The sequence below is a fragment of the Rhizobium phaseoli genome (assembly GCF_010668805.1).
Classification (GTDB): Bacteria; Pseudomonadota; Alphaproteobacteria; order Rhizobiales; family Rhizobiaceae; genus Rhizobium; species Rhizobium phaseoli_A.
In genome coordinates this window covers 194,466-219,017 of the sequence record NZ_WUFT01000013.1, presented here as the reverse complement: position 1 = coordinate 219,017, position 24,552 = coordinate 194,466, and the positions used below count along the sequence as shown (strand labels likewise).

Below are 24,552 nucleotides of genomic sequence, written 5' to 3'. Positions count from 1 at the left end.
GCTCAGTAATGCCATGTCGATCACTCCAGAGCCCCCGCTGAAAACATGCGAGGGACGGTTGAAACATGGGTCAATTCTCAATGGAAATATTAGGCTGCGCCGGGTCAGCTCTCAGTGGAAATCAACATCACAGGCAGATAGCGCGTCGGCGTGATCCACAGCATCAGCAGAAAATACGCGGCCAGCAGCGGCACCTGATGAGAGACATAATCGGCTATGTCGGTGAAATAGAGCGGGAGCAGGCCGAACCAGAGATAGACGATCGGGACGAGCAATATCGTGAAGCGGACCAGATACTGCACCAGCCATGACGCCGGCAGGAACATGATCCGTTGAAAGAGCGTCAATCCCGGGCCGCGCAGTGGGCCATTATAGAGGTAAAGGGTTTGAATACCCCCCTGACACCACCGTTCGCGCTGCACGAAATAACCGGTCAGGTTTTCGGCGGCCAGCCCCATCGATAGCCGCTCGTTCAGATAGCGCGTCTTGTAGCCTTTGTTGAGCATCGAAAGCGTTGTCAGCAGGTCTTCGGTGATCGACTCCGTCGGAAATCCGCCTATTGCGTCGACGGCATCGCGGCGGGCAATCGAGCATGACCCGCAGCAGAAACTGACGTCCCAGGCGTCTCGGCTGGGCGCGATCTCGTCGAAGAACAAGCGCTGCTCGTCCGGCCAGATATTCTCCAGGCCAAGGTTTGATTGCACCGGATCGACATTGAAGAAATGTTGCGGTGTCTGGACGATGCCGATGCTGTCATCTGAAAAGAAGGGCAGCGTCCGGCGAAGGAAATGCCGATAGGGCACAAAATCGGCGTCGAAGATCGCAATAAACTCGCCCGAGCTGACCTTCAGCCCGTTGTTCATGTTGCCTGCTTTGGCATGGCTGTTGTCGCCGCGCGTGACGTGGATGACGTTCTTTTCCTGGCAATAGGCCTTCAGCCAATCCCGGCGTTGATCGTCAAGCACATACACATTCAATTTGTCGGCAGGATAATCCAGCGAGCGGGCGCCGATGATGGTTCGCTCGAGGACGTCGAGCGGCTCATTATAGGTCGGAATGAAAACATCGACAGTCGGCAGTTCACACTGCTCCCGCGCAAAGAAAACGCGTGCCAGCCTGTCCGCTTCCGCGCTGCGGTCGACGTAGCGGCTCATCAATACCAGAAAGAGGATGACTTCGACGCAGGCCAGAATCTCGACGATGAAGAGGATCCAGACCCAGTAGAAACTCGGACCGCCGTCGGGATAGGGAAGCACAGTCTCCGTCAAGCGCCAGAACATGTATCGCAATGCGAATGCACCGACAAACGCGCAGGTCACCGCCCGTGTCCAGGTGTGATGGCGCGACCAATTGAACGGCCCCAGGAAAAAGAAGGCCAGAACGAGAAAGGTCGGAACCAGCGCTACAAGATACTGAACCACAGGCTTTTGACCCAGTTGGATACGTCGATACCGTGTTTGGAAAACCGTACCTGCACTGTGCGCCCTACCTGGCAGGAGTTCGCAAAGTCATCGTTCATGAAGGATGGATCGAGGCGAACCCGAATGCGGGCGTTGCGTTGTGTCGACGGCGGCAAACTGGCGGCAAAGGAATCGGTCTCGACCGAAGCCGAACTGCCTCTGACGGAAATGACCGTACCTTTGAAGACATCGCTGCGGCCGAACAAGCGCACCTGCGCAACAAGGTCCGGATAGATCTCGTCATAGTTGACCTCGGGAACAAGGATATCCACAAACAGCTCCCGACAGTCGAGGAGGCGCATCAGCTCGTCATTCAGCACGACGTTGGAACCGTTGACGATACTCCTGGCCCAGACAACGCCGTCGAACGGCGCTATTGCGGTTGCGGATTCAAGGCTGCTGACGCGGTTCGCCTCTTTGACCAGCTGCTTTTGAACTTCGGTCGCTCGCGTCTCGTTTTCCGCTATGCGTGAGTTCAAGTCGTTGATGCGAACGACAACCTCGTCTTCACGCTGTCGCGAATAAGGCACGTCATTCTGTCCGTCGCCGAAGACAAAGATACCCTGCCGGACCGCATTGAGCCTTTGTTGCAATTGATCGACAGTCAGATTGCTGATCTCGACCTCGCCGCCGGTCGCAGCGCCGGCCGCACGCGCAGCCTCAACCAGCTTCTGCGTCAGAATGCCTTTTGACTCGAGCTGCATCCGGCGGCTCAGGTCGACCTGGGCGACCAGATCCTGAGCTTGCGACACCTCAACTTTCTTCCGCAGGATTTCGACTTCGCGTTCGAGATTGGCAATGGTGGTCTGCTTGTAGACTTCCAATCTGCCAGATAATTCCTCGCGAAGCGCGGAGAGCTCCTCGCGTTCCTTTTTAAGTGCTGCGACGCGGTCGAGCGCCGTGTTGCGATCTGCCTCGAGCGAGGCGAGGATTGCACGATTGACGCGCGTATTTCTGATTTCTGCGAGGGATTGTCCCGCTTTGACCGGGCTGCCGACCTTGAGGGGTTCTTCCGCAATCGTGCCGTCGATTGGGGCATTAACGACAGCAAACCGCGCATTGACCGTGCCATCAAGGCTCGTAAAGCCGGTAATCGTCGGCAATGAAACGACGGTCACCAGTGTCAGCAGCAGTAGGCCGACAACGATGCGTGTGATGCGATGATTCCAGATCATATTGGCATCCGAAGGTATCGCTTCTGCAGTCATCCGTCCCAATCGAGCTGGTCCGGATGCAACTCATTCTTGCATATTTTAGCGCATTGAAATTTTTAGACAAGTGATGGTCGCAAGCCTGCAGCAGAAACAGTTCGGCTCTGGACGAAATGCCGCCGGCATAGGCCTGGCATCGTGTCGATTGGCGCAGGGAATGGTCAAGCGATCTCAGGCGCGGCGACTGACGTGATTGGAAATCACTGCGCCGCGCCTGACAATGCTGCCATCGCATCAAGACAAAAACAGAATAATTCCACGCGATCGTTTTTCTAATTCGGCCGAAGCTTTTTGGTCGCGATCAGCATGACGAGATCTTCGGAGGCATCTGCGAGCTCCAATGCCAATTCCGCAGCCGACCATCCATGTTTCTGCAAACTGACGAGCATTTCCACCATTGCGACTTCGACCTCTCGTCTGCAGCTCGAAATCGGCTTCAATTCGATTTGTTTCTCATCACATGCGGTCGTCATCTTAGCCTCCGTTCTGCCAATGGGCAGCGTCACACAATTCGCCAATGGGTGGATAGGGTAAGGGTTGCGTGCAAGCGTCGGCCTTATTACGCATCGACACAGACGGCCTCGGCCTGCGCGCAACCCCTTCGCGCGCCTATTTGCCGATGTCCGGCCTCAGGAGCGTCTCGCAAGAAGGTGAGCAGAGGAAACCCGCACGATTGGCGATAGGAATTTTTCCTCGCGCCTGACAGTTATGCGGATAGGAATGCCTGTCGTAAGCCGATGCTCGCGCAAAGCGCGCACGAATATTGCCCCGATAGTTCACGACCTATCCTCCTCTGCTTGCATATTTTGTTGTGATTTAGTGTCTTTCACGTTGAGAGTGCTTTGAAACTGCATTGCACTGGCAAGTGAGTAGTTGGGCTTTCCAACCGTCCTTCGGAACTAACCCTTGCTCATTTAAATATCGGAACAGGACGCAATTGTCGTTATCGCCACATCCCGAAAATTATCGGTCCGTCCATTTCTGCTCGTATAGGAATATGATAAGTAGCTTATGCACGTAGGACTTCAGTCGATTCGGTTTATCGGATGGGCTGCGGGGACGTTTCAGCCGGCTAATGCGCTGGAGAAATACGATGGTTACGGAGTCTGGGGATGACCCCGCTGCTGGGAAGGAATGGCCGGCCCACCTGGAGCGGCGGCGCTGGCCGCGCGAACCGTCCCCGCAGAAAGAACATCGGGTGGACGTTCCGCCTGCATTGGTGCCGTTGCGGTTTTCGACGCGAGACCTGCCGCCGAAAGAACAATTCCAGTCCTGGCGATCACATATGGCGCCGCTTGTGGATGTTCATCTGCCGAACGGACAATCTGAGGACGACGGTTTTCTCGCGGAACAGACCGGCTGGCATCTCGGCGATATCCTCATCGTCCAGCAGCGCGTGCAAGCATGCAGCTATATTCGCGATCAGGCCATGCTGCGGTCGAGCCCAATCGATCACTGGAACGTCGGCGTACTTCGCAGCGGCCGAGCCTGGACCGAGGCCAATCGCCATGTCACGGAGACCGGCCCGGGTGAGATATTTTTCAGGTCTCTCGGTTATCCCTACCGTGGGCGGATGACCGATTCAGCCGCGGTGCTCGTCTTCCTGCCCTATGAACTGTTGACCCGTGATGCGCCCCTTCTGCAGAACGCCCACAACATCGCCCTCTCCGGGAGCCTCGCCGAATTGCTCGTCAGCTATATCGACGGCCTGGAAGCCAACCTCGGCAATTTGACGGTGGAGGAGGTGCCGCGGATCATACGGACGATCGGCGATATGGTCGTTGCATGCGCTGCATCGTCCGCAAGTTTGGATCGCGGTCAGGAACAGACCAATATGGGGCTGATGGAGCGGGCGCATCGCTATATTCACCTCAATCTTCATTCCGATAGCTTGACGCCTGACGTCATGTGCCGAGCGCTGGGTATCTCGCGGACGCGGCTCTACCAATTGTTCGAAACGAGCGGGGGCGTCTTCAATTACATTCGCAAACGTCGATTGCTGCAGGCATATGCGGATCTTACCAACCCCTCCGACAACAGGCCGATCTCGGAGATTGCCGAGGCCGCCGGCTTCGACGTTGCAGCCAATTTTACGCGCGCGTTCAGCCATGAGTTCGGGCTCAGCCCGCGTGAAGTCAGAAAGACCCTAGCAACCGAGCACCCCGCCATCCCCGCAACACGTTCCATGCGGCGTTTTGGGACAACGATCGGCGATTGGCTAACGCTCGCACGTTGATGCGGTGGGCTAAGCCTTCCTCAACTCAGTCTGATATCCACCCAAGGACACCTCGGTCAGATGATTTTCGACATCGCACCGCAGGGGAGGCGGCCGAATGAACTGGCATTCACCGTTTCAAAGCTGAAGCCGAAGAAGCAATTCCTCACCCGCCCCGCTCCTCCCTGGCAAACAGTCCAGCCGGTCGGATCGGGGGCTGATCAACAGTGCCAGTGTCGCATCTCTAACCGGCTTTGACATTATTTGTGGCCGCAAAGCTGGAATGTCGTGTTTCTGCAAAGTTGGAATGTCACACTCTCCCCGTTTTGATGACGGCGGAGATTGCAGATGGGATTGATAACGATGAGCGAGCGCGATTTGCAGCGGATGACCTAATCCTGATTGGCAGCCACAGGCAAACTGCCTTCGCTCGAATGACGGGTTTCGGTCTGCCGGGCGGCAGAGACGACGCGGCGCTTTGCGCGGATGGCGTGCCATTGCTGGTCGATCAGGACGCCGATGAGGATTACGCCGCCCATGACGGCGAAATTCAGCGACGACGGGATGCCAAGCAGATTGACGAGGTTCTGCAGCTCCTGGAGCAGGACCGTGCCGAGCACGACGCCGACGATCGATCCCTCGCCGCCGCGCAGCGAAAAGCCGCCGAGGACGGCGGCGGCAATCGCGTAGAGTTCGTAGAACTGGCCATGGCTCGCCGGCGAGATCGAGCGTGTGTACATGGCGAAATAAATCGCCGAAAGCGCCGTCAGCAGCCCGCAGATGACATAGGCCGACATGATCATGCGGCTGGTCCGAATACCGGAATAGCGGGCCGCCTCCTCATTCTTCCCGATCGCGTAGAGATAACGCCCGAAGACCGAGCGATGCAGCATGATCCACATGACCACCGCAATGATCACGAGGGCGGTGAAGCTATTGGGAACACCGTAGAACCGTCCGGCGGTCAGGAATTCGAGCTCTGGGAAATTCTGGCCGAAAGCAAAGCCCGCCGTTCCGTCGGCGGTGTAGAAGCGGGCTGCCCCACGATAAATCAGCAGGCCGCAGAGAGTGACGACGAAGGGCTGCAGATTGAGCCGGGTGATCAGCCAGCCGTGGACGCCCCCTATCATCGCGCCAAGCGCGAGAATGAGCGGCAGCGCCAACATCCATGACATATCCTGGACGGCAATGAAGTCGACGAACAGCACGCCGAGAAGTGCGACGAGCGAGCCGACAGAAAGTTCGATACCGCCGGTAATGATGACAAAGGCCTGGCCGATCGACAGGATGCCGAACAGGCCGATCAGGTTGGCGGTGTTGGCCAGGTTGATCGGCAGCAGGAAGCGCGGATTGATGACGGCGACGACGATGCCGACGACGACAATCAACAGCAGCAGTCCGAGATCTTTTTTGACCATTCGAGATCCATTCCCCGATACTTGTATATTGGCCGCAGCCGCTATTTTACGCTTTTGCCGACCGCAAGCAAAAGGACGTTTTCCTGGCTGAATTCGTCCTCTTCCAATATGCCGGCGATCTGGCCCTCGTGCATGACGGCGATGCGGTCGGAAACGCCGATCACCTCCTCCATGTCGCTGGAGATCATCAGGATCGCCACCCCGGCATCGGCCAGCGCTCGCATCAGGCCGTAAATCTCGTTCTTGGCGCCGATATCGATGCCGCGCGTCGGCTCGTCGAAGATCATCACCCTCGGGCTCATCGACAGCCATTTGGCAAGCACGACCTTCTGCTGGTTGCCGCCGGACAGAGTACCGGTTCGCGTCGAAACGGAGGGCGCCTTGATCGCCAGCCGAACCCGCTGCTTTTCGGCCGCCGCCGTCTCCCGTTCGGCAGACAGCATGAAGCGGCTGGAAAGCTTGGGAAGATCGGCAAGGGTGATGTTCTGGGCGATCGGGAAATCGAGAAGAATGCCGTTGCGCTTGCGATCCTCCGGCACCAGGAAAATGCCGCGAGCGACGGCGTCGCGGGCGGAACGGACGGAAATTTCCTGTCCGTCCTGCAGGATGCTTCCGCCATAGCTCCGGTCGATGCCGAAGAAGACCCTTGCAAGCTCGGTGCGGCCGGACCCGACGAGGCCAGCAAGCCCCATGATTTCTCCATAGCGGATTTCCAGATCGACGGGACGGCCGGGATAAGCTTCGGTGCGCACGCCGCTTGCCTTCAGCGCCACCGAGCCCGGCGCGCGCTGCGGTTTTGCGGTTCGGGCCGCAAGCACCCGGCCGATCATCAGCTTGACCATCTGATCGTGGCCGATGTCTTTCCTCGCGAGCGTGCCGACGAGCGTACCGTCGCGCAGGACGACGACCCGGTCTGCGACGCGCTCAACCTCGTGGAGGCGATGCGAGATGAAAATGACGCTGATGCCGTCTGCTTTCAGCGATTTGATAATGCTCAGAAGCCGCTCGGTTTCGGCCAGCGGCAGGCTGGAAGTCGGTTCATCGAAGATGACCAGCCTGGCGTTGATCGACAGCGCCTTGGCGATTTCCACCATCTGCTGCTCGGCAAGGGAAAGCGACGCAACCGGTGTGTCGGCGGTAAAATGCGCCCCGACGCGCTTCAACAGCGGCTTCACCATGTCGCGCAGCCGATCGCGATCGACGAGCTTGAAAGGTCCCGCCTTCAGCGGTTCGCGGCCGAGAAAGATATTGGCCGCAACGTCGAGGTTTTCAAAGAGATTGAGTTCCTGGTGCACGAAGGCGATGCCGGATGAGATGCTCGATTCCACAGTCAGGGAGCGAAGCTCCGCACCATCGAGCAGGATCGTGCCTCGATCGGGTGCGATCACGCCGCCAAGGATTTTCATCAGCGTCGATTTTCCGGCGCCGTTTTCGCCGACGAGGCCGATGACCTCTGCCGGCATGATATCGAGCGACATGCCCTCGAGCGCCACGACGCCCGGATAAGTCTTGCCAACGCCGGAAAGCGAAAGGAACGGCGTTGCAAGCGGGTCCGGTGACGGGATGTCGGAGCTATGGTTCATCGCCTGTCCATGGCAGCTAATGCGGGTGTCGGCATAAGACGTCTATCGCGGCAGCGGCGCATGCCGCCGCCGCGAAAGAGGGTTATTTTCCAGACATAGCCTTGAGGCTGGCGGCATACTTGTCAACGTCATCCTTGCCGATGATCACCGTCGGGATGATGATCAAGCCGTTGCTGGGAACGCCTGATTTGTCGCCCTTGAGGTAGGCGGCCATCAGCTTCATGCCCTGATAGGCCCATTCGAACGGCTGCTGCACGACGGTTGCTGCGATCGTGCCTTCCTTGACGCCGCCCAGCGTGATCGGATCGTCATCAAAGCCGACGACGGTGATCTGGCCGAGTTTGCCGGCGTCGCGCAGCGCCTCATAGATGCGCGGCGTATTGTAGGAATAGAAGCCGACCATGCAGGTGACGTCGGGGCTCGCCACCAGCGCATCCTCGACGTTCTTCTTTGCACGCGTCTGGTCGATATCGTCGCCGCGTACATCTGTCAGCTCGATTTTCGTGCCTTTCAGGCCGTCTTTCATGCCCTGGATACGTTCCTTGGCATTATCGGCACCGAGCAGGCCGACGAAGCCGATGCACTTGCCGCCGTCCGGCATCGCCTTCTTGGCGATTTCGGCGGCCTGCATCCCGGCATCGACATTGGATGAGCCGATATAGGCGACGCGGTTGGTCTTCGGCGCGTCGCTGTCGGTGGTGAAGAGCGCCGTCTGCGAGCCGATCTTGTTCAGACCGTCCGTCTGGGTCTTGGGATCGACAGCGGAGACCATGATCCCCTTGACGCCGGCGCTGACCAGATCTTCCATGAGACGCTGCTGAATGGCGACAGCCGCCTGCTCAGGGTATTTCAGCTCCATCTGGTAGTCGGGCATTTCGGCCTGCGCCTTCTTCACACCCGCTTCTGCGGCTTTCCAGAAGTCGGACGCTCCGTTGACGACGAATGCAAGTGTCGGTTTGTCGGCGGCATGGGATACGGCAATCGGGGCCGCGCTCATCATCAACCCGGCGAAGAACAACGCTGCATTGCGTTTCAGCTGTTTCATAATACACCTCCCGAGGGGCCGCAGTGCATGGGCCCGTTTTCGACTCACGGCCGGCCGGATGCGCCCCCTCCCAGGGCCGCCGCAAAGCGACGAGTGGCATTGGTTCCGATCGCTCCGTGACGGTATAGAAGAATTTTAATTAGTAAATAGTATTATCAATCCAGATCAAAACATTTCATCGTGCGTCGGCACAGAAGCAATTTTGTACTGGCAATTACCAGTAACTGGCGGCGTTGCAGCAATTGATGCAATTGCCAGCGCTTTCAGATGGATGCTAATAGTAATTACCAAAACGGCAAATTCAGGCAAAGACAGTTTTCCGCGAATGCGACAACCCAAAACCCAAAAGAGCAATAAGCCCGCCGCGGACAAGCCTGCCCGCGTGACGATGATGGATATCGCCGCCGCCGCCGGCTGCTCGCAGGCGGCCGTCTCCTTCGTTCTCAACGACACGCCCGGCACCCGTATCTCGCAGCAAACCCGCGACCGCGTATGGGAGGTTGCGCGCACACTCGGCTACACGGGGCCGACTTATACGACGAAGGCCTCTTATTCGGGACTGGACAATGTGATCGGTTTTGCCGTGGATCAACTCGCCACCAGCCCGGAAGCGATCGTTGCAATCGAAGGCGCGCGGCAAGCCTCCTGGAACGCCGGCAATGTCCTGTTGGTAACCCAGACGCTCAGCGATCCCATCATGGAGCCGAAAGCCATCCAGGCGTTGACGAGCGGCGGCATTTCGGCGCTCATCTATATGACGATCTATACCCGCCAGGTAGAGCTTCCTTCCTATGTCAGCAAGCTCAACATCCCGACGGTCCTGCTGAATTGTTATACGGCGGACCATGCTTTTCCCGCCGTGGTGCCGAGCGAGATCGCCGGAGGGCAGAGCTCCACCCGACATCTGATCACCCATGGGCATCATCGCATCGCGACGATCACCGGTGAAATCTGGATGCAAGCCGCGCAGGACCGGCTGACGGGATATCGCCGGGCGCTGGCAACCGCCGATATCCCCTTCGATCCGGAATTGGTCATCGAAGGCGACTGGTCGGCCAGTGCCGGCTACGCCGCCACGATGAAACTGCTGGCTCTGAAAGAGCCTCCGACCGCGATCTTCTGCCAGAACGACCGCACCGCCATCGGGTGCTACGAAGCGCTTAAGGATGCGGGGCTTCGCATTCCCCAGGACATGTCGGTGGTGGGTTATGACGACGAAGAAATTTCACGGCATCTCGTCCCCCCACTGACCACTTCGGTCCTTCCACATCTTGCCATGGGTCAATGGGCGATCGAACATCTCAATCCGGAAACCATGCCGGGCAAACGTTATCCTATTGCCAAGCTCGAATGCTCGCTCGTCAAGCGTCATTCCGTCGCCGCGCCGCGGACCGAGGCACGGCAGGTTCTCGATGGCGTCCATTCCTCGCCATAGGATTTCGATTGGCGCAGCGGTCGGAGAATACCGGCCTGCAGTCGATCAACTTCGCCTGGGCAATGCCGCAGCGTTCCATGAGCACGGAACCATCTCCTGCGGCCGCGGTTTGGTAAGCATCTCCAAAGCACTCTGTCCCACGGAGCGGGCCATGGCTATACTTTCCTCCAGTGACCGAGATGCGGCCGCATACCCGATACAGTCGCTCTTTGTCCCGTTTCCCTTCGTCTGCTTCACGCTCGCACTCGTGACCGATATCGCCTTTTGGCAGAGCGGCAATTTAATGTGGCAGAACTTCTCCGCCTGGTTGCTATTCGCCGGACTGGTGTTCGGTGCGCTCGCGGTCCCGGCTGGTTTGATGGATCTGATGCGTCCTCGCACCCGCCCCCTACGGCCTCCCGTCCTGTCTTCCCTCCTCTACCTGATCGTACTGGCACTCGCCTTTGCCAACAGCCTTATCCATGCGGGCGATGGCTGGACCGCCGTGGTTCCGTATGGACTGATGCTCTCGGCAGCGACCTTTCTGTTGTGCCTGATGGCCGCAGCCGTTTCTGCCCGCAAATATGCCAGACTGGCCTGGAGGATATGATGATGAAGTCCCAAATCCTCGGCGCTTCGGTTCTGTCGATTTCTGTGACCGCGGGCCTTGCCGCTTACGCGCAAAGCGGAAATTTTGACATGTCTCAACAGATTGGACCGAACCCGGTCCTTCCGGATCCGGCCTTCTCCCTGCTCCCCGACCTGAAAGTGGCGGAGGTCGTCGGGTGGAAAGATGGCGAGGCACCGGCCGCACCGGATGGCTTGAAGATCACGGCCTATGTCAAGGACCTCGCCAACCCTCGGACGATCCACACCTTGCCGAACGGCGACGTGCTGGTGATCCAGTCCCGCGGACCATCTGTTGAACCGACCTCACGGCCGAAAGATTTCATTCGAGGCTGGATCATGTCGATCGCTCATGGCAGCGGTGGCGGTGAGAAGAGAGAAAGTAACATCATCACATTGCTGCGTGACACGAACCGCGACGGCACGGTGGATGAGAAGCACGACCTCCTGAAGAAGCTGGATTCGCCGTTCGGCGTGGCGTGGATCGACAACACTCTCTATGTCGCTTCTACGGACGCCATCCTCGCCTACCCCTATGAACTCGGGCAGAATGAAATCACTGCGCAGCCGAAAGTTCTCACCCCGCTTCCAGGTGGTCCGATCGATCACCATTGGACAAAAGATCTGGCGCTCAGCCCGGATGGGCAGATGCTCTATGTATCGGTCGGTTCGAATTCCAATATTGTCGAGAACGGTCTTGAAGCCGAGAAGGGTCGCGCAGCCATCTGGCAGGTCGATCGGCAGAGCGGTGCCGCGCGTGTCTTCGCTTCTGGTTTGCGCAATCCGAACGGCCTGGCCTTCAATCCCGAGACCGGCGCGCTGTGGGCCGTTGTCAACGAGCGCGACGAACTTGGTCCGAACCTTGTTCCCGACTACATGACGTCGGTCAAGGAAGACGGCTTCTACGGCTGGCCCTGGAGCTATTATGGAAAACATGTCGATGCGCGTGTGCATCCGCCGCGGCCCGACATGGTTGAAAAGGCGATCCCACCCGACTATGCCCTGTCAAGCCATGTCGCAGCACTCGGACTGGCCTTCTCAATGAATTCGGCACTTCCAACCGCCTACGCCAACGGCGCATTCATCGGAGAGCACGGCAGTTGGAACAGGGACAGCTTCAACGGCTACAAAGTGGTGTACGTGCCATTCGAAAACGGCAAGCCATCCGGCAAGGTGCAGGACGTTGTCACAGGCTTTATCCACGGCGACCAGGCGAGAGGACGGCCGGTCGGCGTCGGGATCGATGGGACGGGAGCCCTCCTCGTAGCCGATGACGCCGGCAATGCCGTCTGGCGCGTTGCTTCGTCCGACGGCAAGATTTCGCCCCAGCCTATCGGCACAGACCAGGTCTCAGTAAACTCGCAAGTCTCGACTGATACGAAAGCCGGTCAGACCTCCAATACAGATCCAGGCATCGGGACGGAAATGACCGGTTCGACTGCCCCATCCCCTGCGCAAATGCAGATCGCCCCTGCTGCCGGCCCTTAAAGCGCGTCGCGTCAAACTTGATCCATGCAACGCGCTTTAGTTTTTAGTTTTTAAGCATGGGCATCCCGGAACCGCGAACCCTTCCGAGCGACCGGACCGATGACTTGCAGCAAATATCGCTGCGTGAGGGCCTCAGCTGACCGCAAAACCATCGACTGCGAACGCGATACCAATTGCACGGTTCACGGCCGCTGCAAGAACGGACATGTGGGTCTGGCCGGCATAGAGTTCGAATTCCGCACGCAACCCGTCGGTAGTGTTGTTCAATCGCTCCGCCATATCCTGCGCTAGGAGGATCGTCCGCTCCGTCTTTCTCTTCTCCAGACGTATGGCGGCATCCTCGTTCCGGTACTGAAAGGGGGCCAGTTCGTCACCTTCATATTCTCCGGCGGACAAATGTAGGAAGGCGGAATTTCCCGGGATGAGTTGACGCTGCGCCTCATTGTTGAGGATTTCGCTGTTCTCCCAATAAATGGTTGGGCTGGCCGCAATCCAATTGGCAAACAGACCTGGACGCTCGAACAGGGCATAGAGCGTAAAGAGACCGCCGAAGGAATGCCCGAAAAGCGATCGGCGCAGCGGATCCAGTGTCACCATCTCCGCAATCCGCGGTATCAACTCGTTCTCGATGAAATCCACCAGTTTGTCGGTTCCTCCAATGGCAACCGGGGGACCGCCCTCAACGAAGGGCGGGTAGGATTTGACCGGCGGAGGACCGAGGTCCCAAGACCGGCGGAGTGGATCATAAGGCTCGTCTGTGGGATAGCCGATCGCCGCGATCACCCCCCAACCGACATTCGTACCCGTAGGATAAGGTGCCTGCGTGACAAGGCTCGCCACCGCGAAGGGGAACGTGGCGTTGCCGTCGGTCATGACGAGAAGCGGCCATCCTTCCGTCGGCGGTCTCTCCGCGGGAATGGACAGGAATATCCGATAAGGCTCGCCGCCCGCAGCCGGAGCCAGATCGAAAAAACATGTTCCGGGCATGGAATAGACCCTGACAGGATTAGTCATGGGAAGGTTTTCTGATGGTTGCACAAGAGGATAGGGGAAAGAAAATTGATGTCGGTGCGGTTCATTGGTTGCTTTTGAAGGGTGGGTCAAGGATGAAGCCTGACTTGCGATGGGTAAATGATTTATCACCCGCAAGGAAAGCGCAATGAACCTGGATAAACGCTGCAAGATCGCTCGGCGGCGTATGGCCGCTACAACATCATCCGCCTTCCCAAATTGATGGGATCAACGGGCGAAGTGTCTTGAGGGAGGTCGATAAGCCGATATGGCCAGAAGACCTGTCTCAACCGGACAGAATCCCGCCGCACGACAGCGATCTGTGAAAAAACAAGACCCACAGCAAGCGATTGCGCCAACGCAGAGCGAATTTCAGCAGCTTGCTAAAGCCCGTCACGATATCTCTAGCATGCGGTCGACGCCTACCCGGGGTAGCCGATCGTCCTCGCCCTTTTTTAGTTGAAACTCGAGGTTTTGAGGAATTCTGCGAGCCGTTCGGTCTTCGGCCGCACGAACATTTCCTTCGGATCTCCCTCCTCGCAGATAACCCCCTGGTTCATGAAGATGACGCGTGATGAAACCTCGTAGGCGAAGCGCATTTCATGGGTGACGAGCAGCATGGTCATGCCGTCGGCGGCAAGCCCCTTAATGACCTGCAGCACTTCGCCCACCAGCTCCGGATCCAGCGCCGAGGTCACCTCGTCGAACAGCATTAGCCTCGGCGACATGGCGATGGCGCGGGCGATCGCGACGCGCTGCTGCTGGCCGCCGGAAAGCTGTCCGGGATAGTGGTTCGTGCGCGCGGCGAGGCCGACACGATCGAGCCATTTTTCCGCGATGGCTCGGGCCTCCGGCTTCGTCATTTTCTTTACCTTGACGAGGCCGAGCATGACGTTTTCAGCCGCACTCATATGCGGGAAGAGATTGAACTGCTGAAAAGCCATGCCGGTCAGCGCGCGCTGACGGGCAATTTCCTTCTCGCTCTTGCGGCGCCGCGTCGCGCCTTCGGCGCGATAGCCGATCTCCTCGCCATCGAGGCTGATCGTGCCGCCCTGAAATTCTTCCAGCATGTTGACGCAGCGCAGCAAGGTGGTTTTTCCGGAGCCGGACGAGCCGATGATGGAAATGACCTCGCCTTCCGCGACGGCGCAATCGACGCCTTTGAGGACCTCGTGGATGCCGTAGGTCTTGCGCAGGCCTTTGATGTCGAGAATGGTGTTGGCCATCGGGGGAACTCCTCAGGACGGCAGGGCGGTCTTGCGCTCGACATATTTGCCGAAGTGCTCGATGCCGTAATTGACGATGAAATAGAGACCACCGGCCAGGAAATAGAACTGGAGGCTCATGAAATTGCGGGAGATGATCTCCTGCGTGCGCAGCAGAAGCTCGGCGACGCCGATGACCGAGAGAAGCGTCGAGGCCTTCACCATTTCGGCGGCCGTATTCACCCAGGCCGGCAGGCATTGGCGCATGGCCTGCGGCCACAGCACCGAGGTAAAGGTCTGGGTAAAGGTCAGGCCGATCGCCTTGGCGGCTTCAGTCTGCCCCTTCGGGATCGCCTGAAGCGCACCGCGCACGATTTCGCCGACATGCGAGGAGCAGAAAACAGCAAGGGCGAGCACGCCGGCTGAAAACGGCCCGAGATCGAGACCGACGGCGGCAGAGACATAGTAGCTCGCCAGCACGAGCACGAGCACCGGCGTGCCGCGGATGATATCGGTATAGGCGCGCACGGCCACACGCAAAACAACGCCGCCATAGACGAGCGCCAGGCCGACGAAAACGCCGAGGACGGAACCCGCGAGGATGGCCAGCAGCGAGATCGACACGGTCACGCCGACACCGTTGATGATGACGTAGCGGGCGATCCAGAGTTGTTCGAGAAAGGTGTGGGTCATCAGGTCTATCTCGGCAGGGCCAGGCGGCGCTCGACGAAGCGCATCACGGCGGCGATGAGGAAACAGGTCGCGACGTAAAGCGCCGATGTGACCATCCAGGTTTCGATGACGCGAAAGCTTTCGACATTGATCTTGCGGGCAGCAAAGGTCAGCTCCGGCACGGCGATGGCGGCGGCGAGCGAGGTGTCCTTGAAGAGCGAGATGATCGTCGAGGACAGCGATGGCAGCACGTTGCGCAGCATCAGCGGCGCGATGATGGAGCTGCGGATCTGCATTCCCGTCAGGCCGATGGCAAGGCCGGCTTCCGTCAATCCTCTCGGGATCGACAACAGGCCGGCGCGGAACACCTCGGCCAGATAGGCGCCGGAATAGAGCGATAGGACCAGCACGAAGCTTTTTATCTTGTCGAGGCGCAAGCCCATCTGCGGCAGCGCGAAAAAGACGAAAAGCACCAGGACGAGAATCGGCAGGTTGCGGATTACCGTGACATAGACCCGTGCAGGAACGACCGCGAAGCGGCTTTTGGACGTCAGCGCGAATGCCACGGCAAGACCGATCGCAGCCCCGATCAGGATCGAGATCACCGCAAGGCCGAGGCTGAGCGCGAGCCCGCTCAAAAGAAAATCGAAATTGCGCCAGACGGCGCCGAAATTCAACGTGTAACCCATACGGGCCGCCCTTTCAAACTGAACAGGATGCCGAAAAACGTGAGCGGTTTTTTAGAGCATGATGCCGAAAAGTGTGAGCGGTTTTCGGACGACATCATGCTCTAACTCTATAATGTAGAACAGGATTCAGATTTTAGGCCGCTCCGGCCTGAAATCATCCTGCGCAGCGGAGCGGGAGAACTATCCCGCTCCGCATCGCCGTTACTTGAATTCCACAGGAAAGCCGATCTGCGGTGGCGTCAGATCCTTGCCGAACCAGGTCTTGAAGGACTTGGCGTAGAAGTCGAACTCAACGCCGGTCATGGCTTCGTGCAGGGCGGTGTTGACGAAGTTCAGCCAATCCTGGTCGCCGCGCTTGACCGCGCAGGCGTAGGTCTGGGGGTTCCAGCCGTAGCCGGCGTCCTTATAGCGGCCCGGATTTTGGGTCATATACCAGGCGAGCGACGACTGATCGGTGGCGACGGCGTCGGCGCGTCCCGACTCCAGGGCCTGATAGATCAGGTCGACTGAATCATACTGATCGACGGTCGCCTCCGGCAAGGCCGCATGCACCATTGTCTCGGCATAGACGTTCTGGAGAACCGAGATTGTGACGGACGAACCGGCGGCCTTGAGGGCGGCGTAGTCGGCATATTTTGCGTCCGCCTTGAGCATCAGGCCCACACCCTCGCGATAATAGGGAATGGTGAAGGCAACCTGCTGGGCGCGTTCGCCGGTAACGGTCATGAACTGGCAGGTGATGTCGACCTTGTCAGTGGTAATGTTCGGGATGCGGGCGTCGGAAGACTGGTTCACATATTCGATCTTCTCGGGATCGCCGAAGAGAGCTTTAGCGATGATATGGCCCATGTCGACGTCGAAACCCTGAAGCTTGTCGTCTGCGCTCTTGAAGTGCCAGGGCGCGTTGGTGCTGCCCGTGCCGAGGACGAGGTGGCCGCGGGCCAGCACTTCATCGAGCTTGCTGCCGTCGGCCAGCACAGGCGTGGACAACATGGCGGCGGCGACCAGCGACATCACGCCGGTGCGAAAGGAAATGGTCATGGCGTTCCCCTTATGGATGGTTCCCATTATTCCAATATAATGGACGTCTGTCTGTTTTACTGGAATAGCCTATCAAGTGCCATGAAGGATGAATTGTCAATGGGTGGTGCCGAAAAAACGCGCAGTGAAATGCGTGACGATTTTTTTGGCAGTGCAGCATTTTCCTGTTGCCACCGGGGCTGATCGCCGGAGGTTTGCTGACCGTTTCATTGAAGGGATATCGAATCGAACAGCGCCGCGTCTCAACGGTCGGCGATGTCTTCGTTGTTGGAAGCGAGACAGACTTTAAAGCCGTCGACAGGAGGATGCCGCCGCCTGAGACGAGGCCCCAGCTCGCAGCGGTCTGTTCCCTCACCATGATTGCTGCGGCTCGGCGGATCGCGCCGAGCACAGTCAATCGCATTCACGCAATGCTCATAAATCGGGGCATCTTGCGCGCGAAACGCCATTGCCGGCTCATCGCGAAGGACCGACGTCACCTTGCACAGATCGGTCTACGAAGACCGTTTGGTCGTTTAGGCAGGCGAACGGTACTGGTTTTCGGCCTCCAGCCCGCGGGCGGGTTCATTGCCGGAAGATTTGTCGTTTGGATCACGGGTTTCAGGATCGCGGCGTGACGGAACGAGCCCGAGCATTTGTTCGAGACGGACAGCATTGAGCGGAGCGCTTATTCCCTTGAAGTTCATGATCCATCTTTCGTCTGCGCAATGGCTAGTGTGACGCCGGAGAGATAAGCGCAATTTGAACCCGACGAGAACAACCCGCGAGCGTTATCACCATCTTTTCGCAAGCAAAAAAGGGGAGGGGCTCCAAAGCTGCCGCTAACCCGGTTGACCAGATCTCATCTCCATCTTCCGCAAACGGGCACTCTTTCCTGTCGGGGCTTGGTTGGTTCGCCCTGGGGCAGTGGAGGTTGAGCCTATCGCGCCTTCGTTGCCTCGCGATTGGTGAAATGCGCATTGCCCAGACCCGTACCGATCGTCAGTACCGCCCACCTCGAGACGTCGGTCATAAATGGGATCTGCGACAATCCCTGCACGACGGCGTCGTTGTGCATCATCACGAATGTGCTGTCGTCGCCGATCTCAGGAATGGCCTTCATCAGCGCGGCGGGAAGGTTGAAGCTGTCGCTCTCCCAGTTTCCGCCCGGCAGGTTCTGTCCGCCGCGTTCGATGGAGCCATCGGCTTTGATGATGCCGGGGCAGGCGATCCCGATAATGGGCGCAGGTCTGAGATTGGCCTTCTCCGCCTTCCCGATCAATTCGTGCAACATCGCAGCCAACTTCTCGATGGTTGCGGTGCGACTTGGCTCATCATCGGCATGGCGCCAGATGGCTGACTCCCATACGCTCGCATCCGCGAAATTCGGTGCGTCGTCCTTTCCAAATTTAACGACGCCGGCGCGAACGTTGGTGCCGCCGATATCAACGGCCAGGATCGCCTCGTGGCCCTTGAACATCCAGCGCGGCATCAGGTGGACCGAGCCGATCAGTCCAGCCTCGTCGGGATGGTGAACGATCGGCACGACCTCGACGTCTATGCCGGCCGCCTTGAGGATAACCATGGTCCTGGCAATGGTCAGCTCGCCGAACCGGCTCTGCCGGAAACCGCCGCCAACGACGATGCGTTCCGTCTTGCCCCAGCGCTTGTCTTTCAGGAACTTTCCAATCACCTCGGCAAAGTCTTGAGCGAAGTCTTCCACCGCCCCCATGATCAACGCCGCTGCCTCCATGTCGTCGCCCTTGAGGAAAGCATCGATCTTCTTCTTGGAAAGCTTTTCCGTCGCGGTCTTGCCGATCGGGTCGTCTCCGACCTTGCGGACGCGTTTTCTCCAATCGTCGAGCTTCATTTGAAAAGTCTTCTTATTGGCGTTGTCGCCAACGAAACCATTCTTGTCCCGCAGCTCGTTGTTGTAATCGTCGATCATCACCAATGGCAGGCTTAACGCGCCATGTGCCAGCGGGGCATTGACTTCATCACGGGGGTCGGAACTGCTTTTGGCCATCAAAATACCTTCTACGGCGCGAGTGCTCGAACGGGCGGCGAGATACAACGCGGACCAGCCTCTTGATGTTCCGGAGTCGGGAAAGCTCACCTTGCCCTCGTCGCTCGGCGACCTAGCTTCAATGACTGCAGCGTTTGGAGAATCCCGTGCAGGACGATAGCGCCACCCAGGAAATGCTTTCACTGGTCTTGGAAGAGCCGGATCGTTGGGCGATGTTTCTCGATATCGACGGGACGCTGCTCAATCTTGCGCCCACGCCGGACGCGATCGAAGTTCCGCAGGCGCTTCCCGGACAACTTCACCGCCTGTCGAACAAGCTCGGCGGCGCCTTGGCGCTGGTCACCGGGCGGTCGCTTGCTTATGCAGACGCGCTGTTCAAACCCTATGCATTTCCGACGGCAGGCCTTCATGGCGCGGAAATCAGGAGCGCCGCGGGAATGCAGACGGTCGAGGCGACACCTGAGTTTCAGGCGCTGAAGCACGCGCTGACTGCGGAAGCCGAGCACTATCCGGGGGTGTTGATCGAGGATAAGGGCGCCGCCGTTGCCGCCCATTACCGGCTCGCGCCCGAATATGAAAAGGTACTCGAAGACCGCATGCACCACTATGCGGAGCTGGCCGGGCCGAACTGGGCGTTGCAGCTCGGCAAGATGGTCTTCGAGCTACGTCCCGCACGATCGAGCAAGGGCGATGCGCTGGAGCGATTTTTCCAGTCCGACCCTTTCAGGAACCGCTGCCCGATCACCATCGGCGATGATCTGACCGACGAGTCGATGTTTGCGATCGCCAATGCGCGTGGCGGCGTTTCCGTACGCGTCGGCGCGATCGGCGCGCCGAGCTGTGCCACGAGCCGGCTGTCCTCCTCTGCACTGGTCAGAAACGTCATTGCCGCCTTGGCGGGCTGAAGCATGTCCTCGGATGATGTGCAATGCCGATTGCTGTCGTCTTTCCGCCAGCTGCGAAGCGTCGATCGACAAAAAAGTATCAGTTTTGCCTGGGAATCGTGGTGGCGGGCGTGAGACGTGCCCACTACACTCCGCTTAACAATAAAGCCGAAAAGGGAATTTGGCACGCGGGCTTACCACCCGTCCTCGGAGGAGGAAAATGATGGAACCTGACTTGGAAGTCATTCAGATCCGGCCGGGCGAATCCTTCGCAACGAAGGCGCATGGCTATCCCTATCATACGGTTCGTTGGCATTTTCATCCGGAGTACGAGCTTCATCTCGTCGTGGCGACGACCGGACGATATTTCGTCGGCGACTTCATCGGCGAGTTCGAACCGGGCAACCTTGTGCTTGCCGGGCCTAATCTTCCCCATAACTGGATCAGCGATGTCCCGAAAGGATCGAGCATTCCGCTTCGATGCCAGCTTATCCAGTTCAGCGAGAATTTCATCGGCGACACGATGAAGGTGCTGGCCGAGCTTGGGCCCTTCGATCCGGTTCTCGAAGCCTCCCGCCGCGGCGTGCTCTTCGGCGCCGATACCAGCCGCCAGGTTGCTCCCCTGATGAACGAGGTGCAGCAGGCTCACGGTGTGCGTCGCATCGAGCTCTTCATGATGATCGTCGGCCTGCTCAGCCGGGCGCAGGATTCCCAGCTTCTCGCCAGCCCGAACTATCTGCCCGATCCATCGGGCTACATGTCGGCCGGCATCAACAAGGCACTCGCCTATATCAGAGAGAATCTGACGAAATCCTTCGACGAAGCCGATCTCGCCAGGATTGCCGAACAATCCACAGGCGCCTTCTCGCGGGCCTTTCGCCGCCATACCGGCATGTCGCTGGTGCAATATGTGAAACGCCTGCGCATCAATCTCGCCTGTCAGATCCTGATGAGCGACGACCACGCATCGATCACCGATATCTGCTTCGAGGTCGGCTTCAACAATCTGTCCAATTTCAACCGGCAATTTCTCGCGGAAAAAGGCATGACGCCTTCCCGTTTCCGGCGGCTATTGGGCGACAATATCAACGTGGCGAAGGCGGCTTAATCAAGCCGGACGCGCACCGTTGTCGGGAATATGACGGAGGTCCGCCGAAGAAGGCGATAGGGAGGACGAGGAGGAGCCAAAACCGACATCGATTTGAACGCGAGCGCGCAGGGAGCGGTTCGCGAGAGTAGACGTTTGTCCTCAAAACACTGCAAGCCGCCGGGACAGGCGTGGCGGTTCGCTCAGCCGAACGGCCATAGCGAAACACTGCAACGACGAAGCTACACAATTTTTTCCAATGGGAGGATATGGAAATGACGAAATTTTCAACCAAGGTAGCAGGTGCCACAGCACTTGTCCTATCCATGCTCGGCGGTACGTCCGCCTTCGCGCAAAACGCCGTCGCGGATGCGACGGTAGCATTCCTGATGCCCGACCAGGGCTCGACCCGTTACGAAGAGCACGACCATCCGGGATTCGTCGCGGAAATGAAGAAGCTTTGCGCCTCGTGCAAGGTTCTCTATCAGAATGCCGATGCCGATATCGCCAAACAGCAGCAGCAGTTCAATTCGGCCATTACCCAGGGCGCCAAGGTCATCGTGCTCGATCCGGTGGATTCGGCAGCCGCCGCGTCTCTCGTCCAGCTCGCCCAGAGCCAGGGTGTCAAGGTCATTGCCTATGACCGTCCGATCCCGAAGGGCAAGGCCGATTTCTACGTCTCCTTCGATAACAAGGCGATCGGCAAGGCAATCGCGGAATCGCTCGTCCAGCATCTGAAGGCTAAGAAAGTGCCGACCGACGGCGGCGGCATCCTGCAGATCAACGGTTCACCCACAGATGCGGCTGCCGGGCTGATCAAGGACGGTATTCACGATGGTCTTGCAAGTGGCGGATACAAGACGCTTGCCGAATTCGACACGCCGAACTGGCAACCGGCGAATGCCCAGCAATGGGCAGCCGGTCAGATCACCCGCTTCAGCAAACAGATCGTCGGCGTGGTCGCCGCCAATGACGGCACCGGTGGCGGCGCCATTGCAGCCTTCAAGGCAGCGGGTGTCGATCCCGTGCCGCCGGTGACCGGCAATGATGCGACGATCGCCGCGCTGCAGCTGATCATATCGGGGGATCAGTACAACACGATCTCCAAGCCGAGCGAAATCGTTGCCGCTGCCGCTGCCGACGTCGCCGTCAAGCTCCTGGCCGGAGAAATGCCGAAGGCCGAAATGACGCTTTACGACACGCCGGCACAGCTTTTCGTGCCCGCTGTCGTCACCGCCGAAAATCTCAAGGCCGAGATCATCGACAAGAAGATTAACACCGCCGAGGAGCTGTGCACCGGCCGCTATGCCGACGGCTGCAAGAAGCTCGGGATCACCAAGTAATCGAGCCAAGGGAAAGCGCGGCCGGTCGGCCGGTCGCGCTTGCCGTTTCGCTTCTTCCAAAAGGCCAGGCGATGTCTGAAACCTCTGATACTCTTGACCCTTCCCGCCAGCCCGTCCTCAGCCTGCGCGGAATATCGAAGAACTTCGGGGCGGTGTCGGCACTCACCGATATCGAACTCGATGTCCATGCCGGCGAGGTCGTGGCACTGGTCGGCGACAACGGCGCCGGCAAATCGACGCTGGTCAAGATCCTGGCCGGTGTACACCAACCGAGCTCGGGCACGATCCTGTTTGAGGGTGAGCCGGTGAACCTGTCGAGCCCAAGCGCTGCTCTCGGGCTCGGCATTGCAACCGTCTTCCAGGATTTGGCACTGTGCGAGAATCTCGATGTCGTCGCCAATATCTTTCTCGGCAAGGAACTCAATCCGTTTCAGCTCGATGAGGTTGCTATGGAGATCCGTGCCTGGAAGCTTCTGAACGAGCTTTCGGCCCGAATCCCAAGCGTGCGCGAGCCCGTCGCCTCCTTGTCCGGCGGGCAGCGCCAGACCGTGGCGATTGCCCGATCGCTGCTGCTCGAGCCGAAACTGATCATGCTCGACGAACCGACAGCAGCGCTTGGCGTTGCCCAGACGGCCGAGGTGCTGGATCTGATCGAGCGCGTACGGGAACGCGGGCTCGCCGTCATCATGATTAGCCACAATATGGAGGATGTGCGTGCGGTCGCCGATCGCATCGTCGTCCTTCGGCTCGGCCGCAACAATGGCACCCTGCTGCCCGATGCTTCCAACGAAGAGCTCGTCAGCGCGATCACCGGTGCATCCAACAATTCCGTCTCCCGCCGCGCCACGCGCCGTAAGACGCAAAGCCGAGAGAATGAGGAGGGCAGGCCATCATGAAGACCATCCCGAATGAACCGGCGGTACCCGCGCTTCTCGATCGGCGTGACGAAAGAGTGCGCCATGACGATAGTCTCGCCGGCTCGATCCGCGCCTTTTGGGATCGCATCCGCACCGGCGACCTCGGCTCGCTGCCGGTCATTGTCGGCCTGGCAATCATCTGGACGGTGTTCCAGGCGCTCAATCCGGTGTTTCTCTCCAGCGCCAATCTCGTCAACATGCTGTTCGACTGCTCGACGGTTGGCGTCATCTCGCTGGGTATCGTCTGCATCCTGATGGTGGGCGAGATCGATCTTTCCGTCGGCTCGGTCAGCGGCTTCGCCTCGGCGCTGGTCGGCGTCTTCTGGGTCAACCAGGGCTGGCCGGTGGTCCTGGCGGTCCTCGCCGCCATGATCGTCGGCGCTCTGATCGGCTCTCTCTACGCCTTCCTGTTCAACCGCTTCGGCATGCCGAGCTTCGTCTCCACGCTATCCGGGCTGCTCGCGGTTCTCGGCCTGCAGCTCTATATCCTCGGAGCGACCGGTTCGATCAATCTGCCCTATGGTTCCTGGCTCGTGAGTTTCGGTCAGATTATGGTCATGCCGGACCCGATCGCCTATCTGCTGGTAGCCCTTGCCGGCATTGCTTTCTTCTTCGCGAGCTACCGCACGGCAGCGCGCCGGCGGGCAGCCGGCCTGTCGGCGAAATCGGCCCGCGGGCTGCTCCTGCGCGCCGTCATCATCACCGCCGCTTTGGAAGCCGTCGCATTCTATCTCAACCAGTCGCGTGGCATTCCCTGGATGTTCGGCCTGTTCGTCGGGCTCGTCGCCGCCATGAACTATGCCCTGACGCGCACCAAATGGGGACGCTCCATGCATGCCGTCGGCGGCAACAGGGAGGCCGCCCGCCGCTCTGGCATCAACGTCTCGCGCATCTATGCAAGCGCCTTCGTCACCTGCGCCCTGCTTGCGGCGACCGGCGGCGTGCTCTCGGCTGCCCGGCTGGCGACAGCAAGTCAGCAGGCCGGTACCGGCGACGTCAATCTCAACGCCATCGCTGCGGCGGTCATCGGCGGCACGAGCCTGTTCGGCGGGCGCGGCAGCGCCTATTCAGCCCTTCTCGGCATCATCGTCATCCAGTCCATCGCCAGCGGGCTGACGCTTCTCGATCTGTCGTCATCGCTTCGATACATGATCACCGGCGCCGTTCTGGCCGTCGCCGTCATCGTCGACTCGCTGGCACGCCGATCGCGGATTTCGCACGGCCGGGCCTAGAAACC

22 protein-coding genes and 1 pseudogene are annotated in these 24,552 nt (G+C 59.0%); 9 read left to right on the top strand and 14 right to left on the bottom strand.

Features of this window, described 5'->3' with window-relative positions; translation table 11 throughout:
* Nucleotides 1-125: 125 nt before the first annotated feature.
* From GR197_RS21275 to GR197_RS21265, 3 genes and pseudogenes are all read right to left on the bottom strand, one after another.
* Nucleotides 126-1,421, bottom strand: a pseudogene (locus tag GR197_RS21275) (glycosyltransferase); the annotation flags it as partial.
* Nucleotides 1,403-2,635, bottom strand: coding sequence for an HlyD family secretion protein (locus tag GR197_RS21270; protein ID WP_141335770.1), 1,233 nt, complete (start codon nucleotides 2,633-2,635; stop codon nucleotides 1,403-1,405). The gene GR197_RS21270 and the pseudogene GR197_RS21275, both read right to left, overlap by 19 nt.
* Nucleotides 2,636-2,943: 308 nt before the next feature.
* A complete protein-coding gene (locus GR197_RS21265) occupies nucleotides 2,944-3,144 on the bottom strand; it encodes a hypothetical protein (RefSeq protein ID WP_003591985.1) in 201 nt (66 codons plus the stop codon).
* Nucleotides 3,145-3,764: 620 nt separating this feature from the next.
* Here GR197_RS21265 and GR197_RS21260 point away from each other — a divergent pair.
* Nucleotides 3,765-4,907: a helix-turn-helix domain-containing protein gene (locus tag GR197_RS21260; protein ID WP_141335733.1), complete on the top strand. Its 1,143-nt coding sequence runs from the start codon at nucleotides 3,765-3,767 to the stop codon at nucleotides 4,905-4,907.
* Between the two features lie 371 nt (nucleotides 4,908-5,278).
* On the opposite strand, the gene GR197_RS21255 is transcribed toward GR197_RS21260, so the two are convergent.
* The 4 genes from GR197_RS21255 to GR197_RS21240 all read right to left on the bottom strand — a co-directional run bounded on the left by GR197_RS21255 (nucleotide 5,279) and on the right by GR197_RS21240 (nucleotide 9,241).
* Nucleotides 5,279-6,304, bottom strand: a complete 1,026-nt coding sequence (locus GR197_RS21255; protein WP_141335731.1) for an ABC transporter permease — start codon at nucleotides 6,302-6,304, stop codon at nucleotides 5,279-5,281.
* Nucleotides 6,305-6,345: 41 nt separating this feature from the next.
* The gene (locus GR197_RS21250; protein WP_141335730.1) at nucleotides 6,346-7,887 is read right to left on the bottom strand and encodes a sugar ABC transporter ATP-binding protein; all 1,542 of its coding nucleotides are present in this window, start codon (nucleotides 7,885-7,887) and stop codon (nucleotides 6,346-6,348) included.
* A gap of 82 nt (nucleotides 7,888-7,969) precedes the next feature.
* Nucleotides 7,970-8,932 carry a sugar-binding protein gene (locus GR197_RS21245; RefSeq protein ID WP_141335729.1) on the bottom strand — a complete coding sequence of 321 codons (963 nt, stop codon included), beginning with the start codon at nucleotides 8,930-8,932 and terminating at the stop codon, nucleotides 7,970-7,972.
* Nucleotides 8,933-9,097: 165 nt separating this feature from the next.
* Nucleotides 9,098-9,241 carry a hypothetical protein gene (locus GR197_RS21240; RefSeq protein WP_164013049.1) on the bottom strand — a complete coding sequence of 48 codons (144 nt, stop codon included), beginning with the start codon at nucleotides 9,239-9,241 and terminating at the stop codon, nucleotides 9,098-9,100.
* Nucleotides 9,242-9,257: 16 nt separating this feature from the next.
* Here GR197_RS21240 and GR197_RS21235 point away from each other — a divergent pair, with 16 nt between their 5' ends.
* From GR197_RS21235 to GR197_RS21225, 3 genes are all read left to right on the top strand, one after another.
* A complete protein-coding gene (locus tag GR197_RS21235) occupies nucleotides 9,258-10,367 on the top strand; it encodes a LacI family DNA-binding transcriptional regulator (protein ID WP_141335728.1) in 1,110 nt (369 codons plus the stop codon).
* 151 nt (nucleotides 10,368-10,518) lie between these two features.
* Complete coding sequence (locus GR197_RS21230; protein WP_141335769.1) at nucleotides 10,519-10,956, top strand: DUF2231 domain-containing protein; 438 nt, start codon at nucleotides 10,519-10,521, stop codon at nucleotides 10,954-10,956.
* A complete protein-coding gene (locus tag GR197_RS21225; protein ID WP_141335768.1) occupies nucleotides 10,956-12,461 on the top strand; it encodes a PQQ-dependent sugar dehydrogenase in 1,506 nt (501 codons plus the stop codon). Before GR197_RS21230 ends, GR197_RS21225 begins: the two co-directional genes overlap by 1 nt.
* A gap of 132 nt (nucleotides 12,462-12,593) precedes the next feature.
* On the opposite strand, the gene GR197_RS21220 is transcribed toward GR197_RS21225, so the two are convergent.
* The 7 genes from GR197_RS21220 to GR197_RS21195 all read right to left on the bottom strand — a co-directional run bounded on the left by GR197_RS21220 (nucleotide 12,594) and on the right by GR197_RS21195 (nucleotide 19,084).
* Complete coding sequence (locus tag GR197_RS21220; RefSeq protein WP_141335767.1) at nucleotides 12,594-13,475, bottom strand: alpha/beta hydrolase; 882 nt, start codon at nucleotides 13,473-13,475, stop codon at nucleotides 12,594-12,596.
* 452 nt (nucleotides 13,476-13,927) lie between these two features.
* The gene (locus GR197_RS21215) at nucleotides 13,928-14,698 is read right to left on the bottom strand and encodes an amino acid ABC transporter ATP-binding protein (RefSeq protein WP_141335727.1); all 771 of its coding nucleotides are present in this window, start codon (nucleotides 14,696-14,698) and stop codon (nucleotides 13,928-13,930) included.
* Between the two features lie 12 nt (nucleotides 14,699-14,710).
* Nucleotides 14,711-15,370 (bottom strand): amino acid ABC transporter permease, encoded by a 660-nt coding sequence (locus GR197_RS21210; protein WP_141335726.1) that lies wholly within the window; start codon nucleotides 15,368-15,370, stop codon nucleotides 14,711-14,713.
* Nucleotides 15,371-15,375: 5 nt separating this feature from the next.
* On the bottom strand, nucleotides 15,376-16,038 hold the full coding sequence (locus GR197_RS21205) for an amino acid ABC transporter permease (RefSeq protein WP_141335725.1): 663 nt from the start codon (nucleotides 16,036-16,038) through the stop codon (nucleotides 15,376-15,378).
* Between the two features lie 201 nt (nucleotides 16,039-16,239).
* Nucleotides 16,240-17,079, bottom strand: a complete 840-nt coding sequence (locus GR197_RS21200; protein ID WP_141335766.1) for a transporter substrate-binding domain-containing protein — start codon at nucleotides 17,077-17,079, stop codon at nucleotides 16,240-16,242.
* 515 nt (nucleotides 17,080-17,594) lie between these two features.
* A complete protein-coding gene (locus tag GR197_RS32075; protein WP_181410174.1) occupies nucleotides 17,595-17,765 on the bottom strand; it encodes a hypothetical protein in 171 nt (56 codons plus the stop codon).
* 233 nt (nucleotides 17,766-17,998) lie between these two features.
* A complete protein-coding gene (locus GR197_RS21195) occupies nucleotides 17,999-19,084 on the bottom strand; it encodes an ROK family protein (protein WP_141335723.1) in 1,086 nt (361 codons plus the stop codon).
* A gap of 125 nt (nucleotides 19,085-19,209) precedes the next feature.
* Here GR197_RS21195 and otsB point away from each other — a divergent pair, with 125 nt between their 5' ends.
* From otsB to GR197_RS21170, 5 genes are all read left to right on the top strand, one after another.
* Nucleotides 19,210-19,989 carry a trehalose-phosphatase gene (otsB, locus tag GR197_RS21190; protein ID WP_181410180.1) on the top strand — a complete coding sequence of 260 codons (780 nt, stop codon included), beginning with the start codon at nucleotides 19,210-19,212 and terminating at the stop codon, nucleotides 19,987-19,989.
* Between the two features lie 202 nt (nucleotides 19,990-20,191).
* On the top strand, nucleotides 20,192-21,076 hold the full coding sequence (locus GR197_RS21185; protein WP_141335765.1) for a helix-turn-helix domain-containing protein: 885 nt from the start codon (nucleotides 20,192-20,194) through the stop codon (nucleotides 21,074-21,076).
* Between the two features lie 248 nt (nucleotides 21,077-21,324).
* Nucleotides 21,325-22,398 (top strand): ABC transporter substrate-binding protein, encoded by a 1,074-nt coding sequence (locus tag GR197_RS21180; RefSeq protein WP_141335721.1) that lies wholly within the window; start codon nucleotides 21,325-21,327, stop codon nucleotides 22,396-22,398.
* A gap of 71 nt (nucleotides 22,399-22,469) precedes the next feature.
* Nucleotides 22,470-23,294, top strand: coding sequence for an ATP-binding cassette domain-containing protein (locus tag GR197_RS21175; RefSeq protein ID WP_141335720.1), 825 nt, complete (start codon nucleotides 22,470-22,472; stop codon nucleotides 23,292-23,294).
* Nucleotides 23,291-24,547, top strand: coding sequence for a sugar ABC transporter permease (locus GR197_RS21170; protein ID WP_164013047.1), 1,257 nt, complete (start codon nucleotides 23,291-23,293; stop codon nucleotides 24,545-24,547). The genes GR197_RS21175 and GR197_RS21170 overlap by 4 nt, the downstream gene beginning before the upstream one ends.
* Nucleotides 24,548-24,552: the final 5 nt, after the last annotated feature.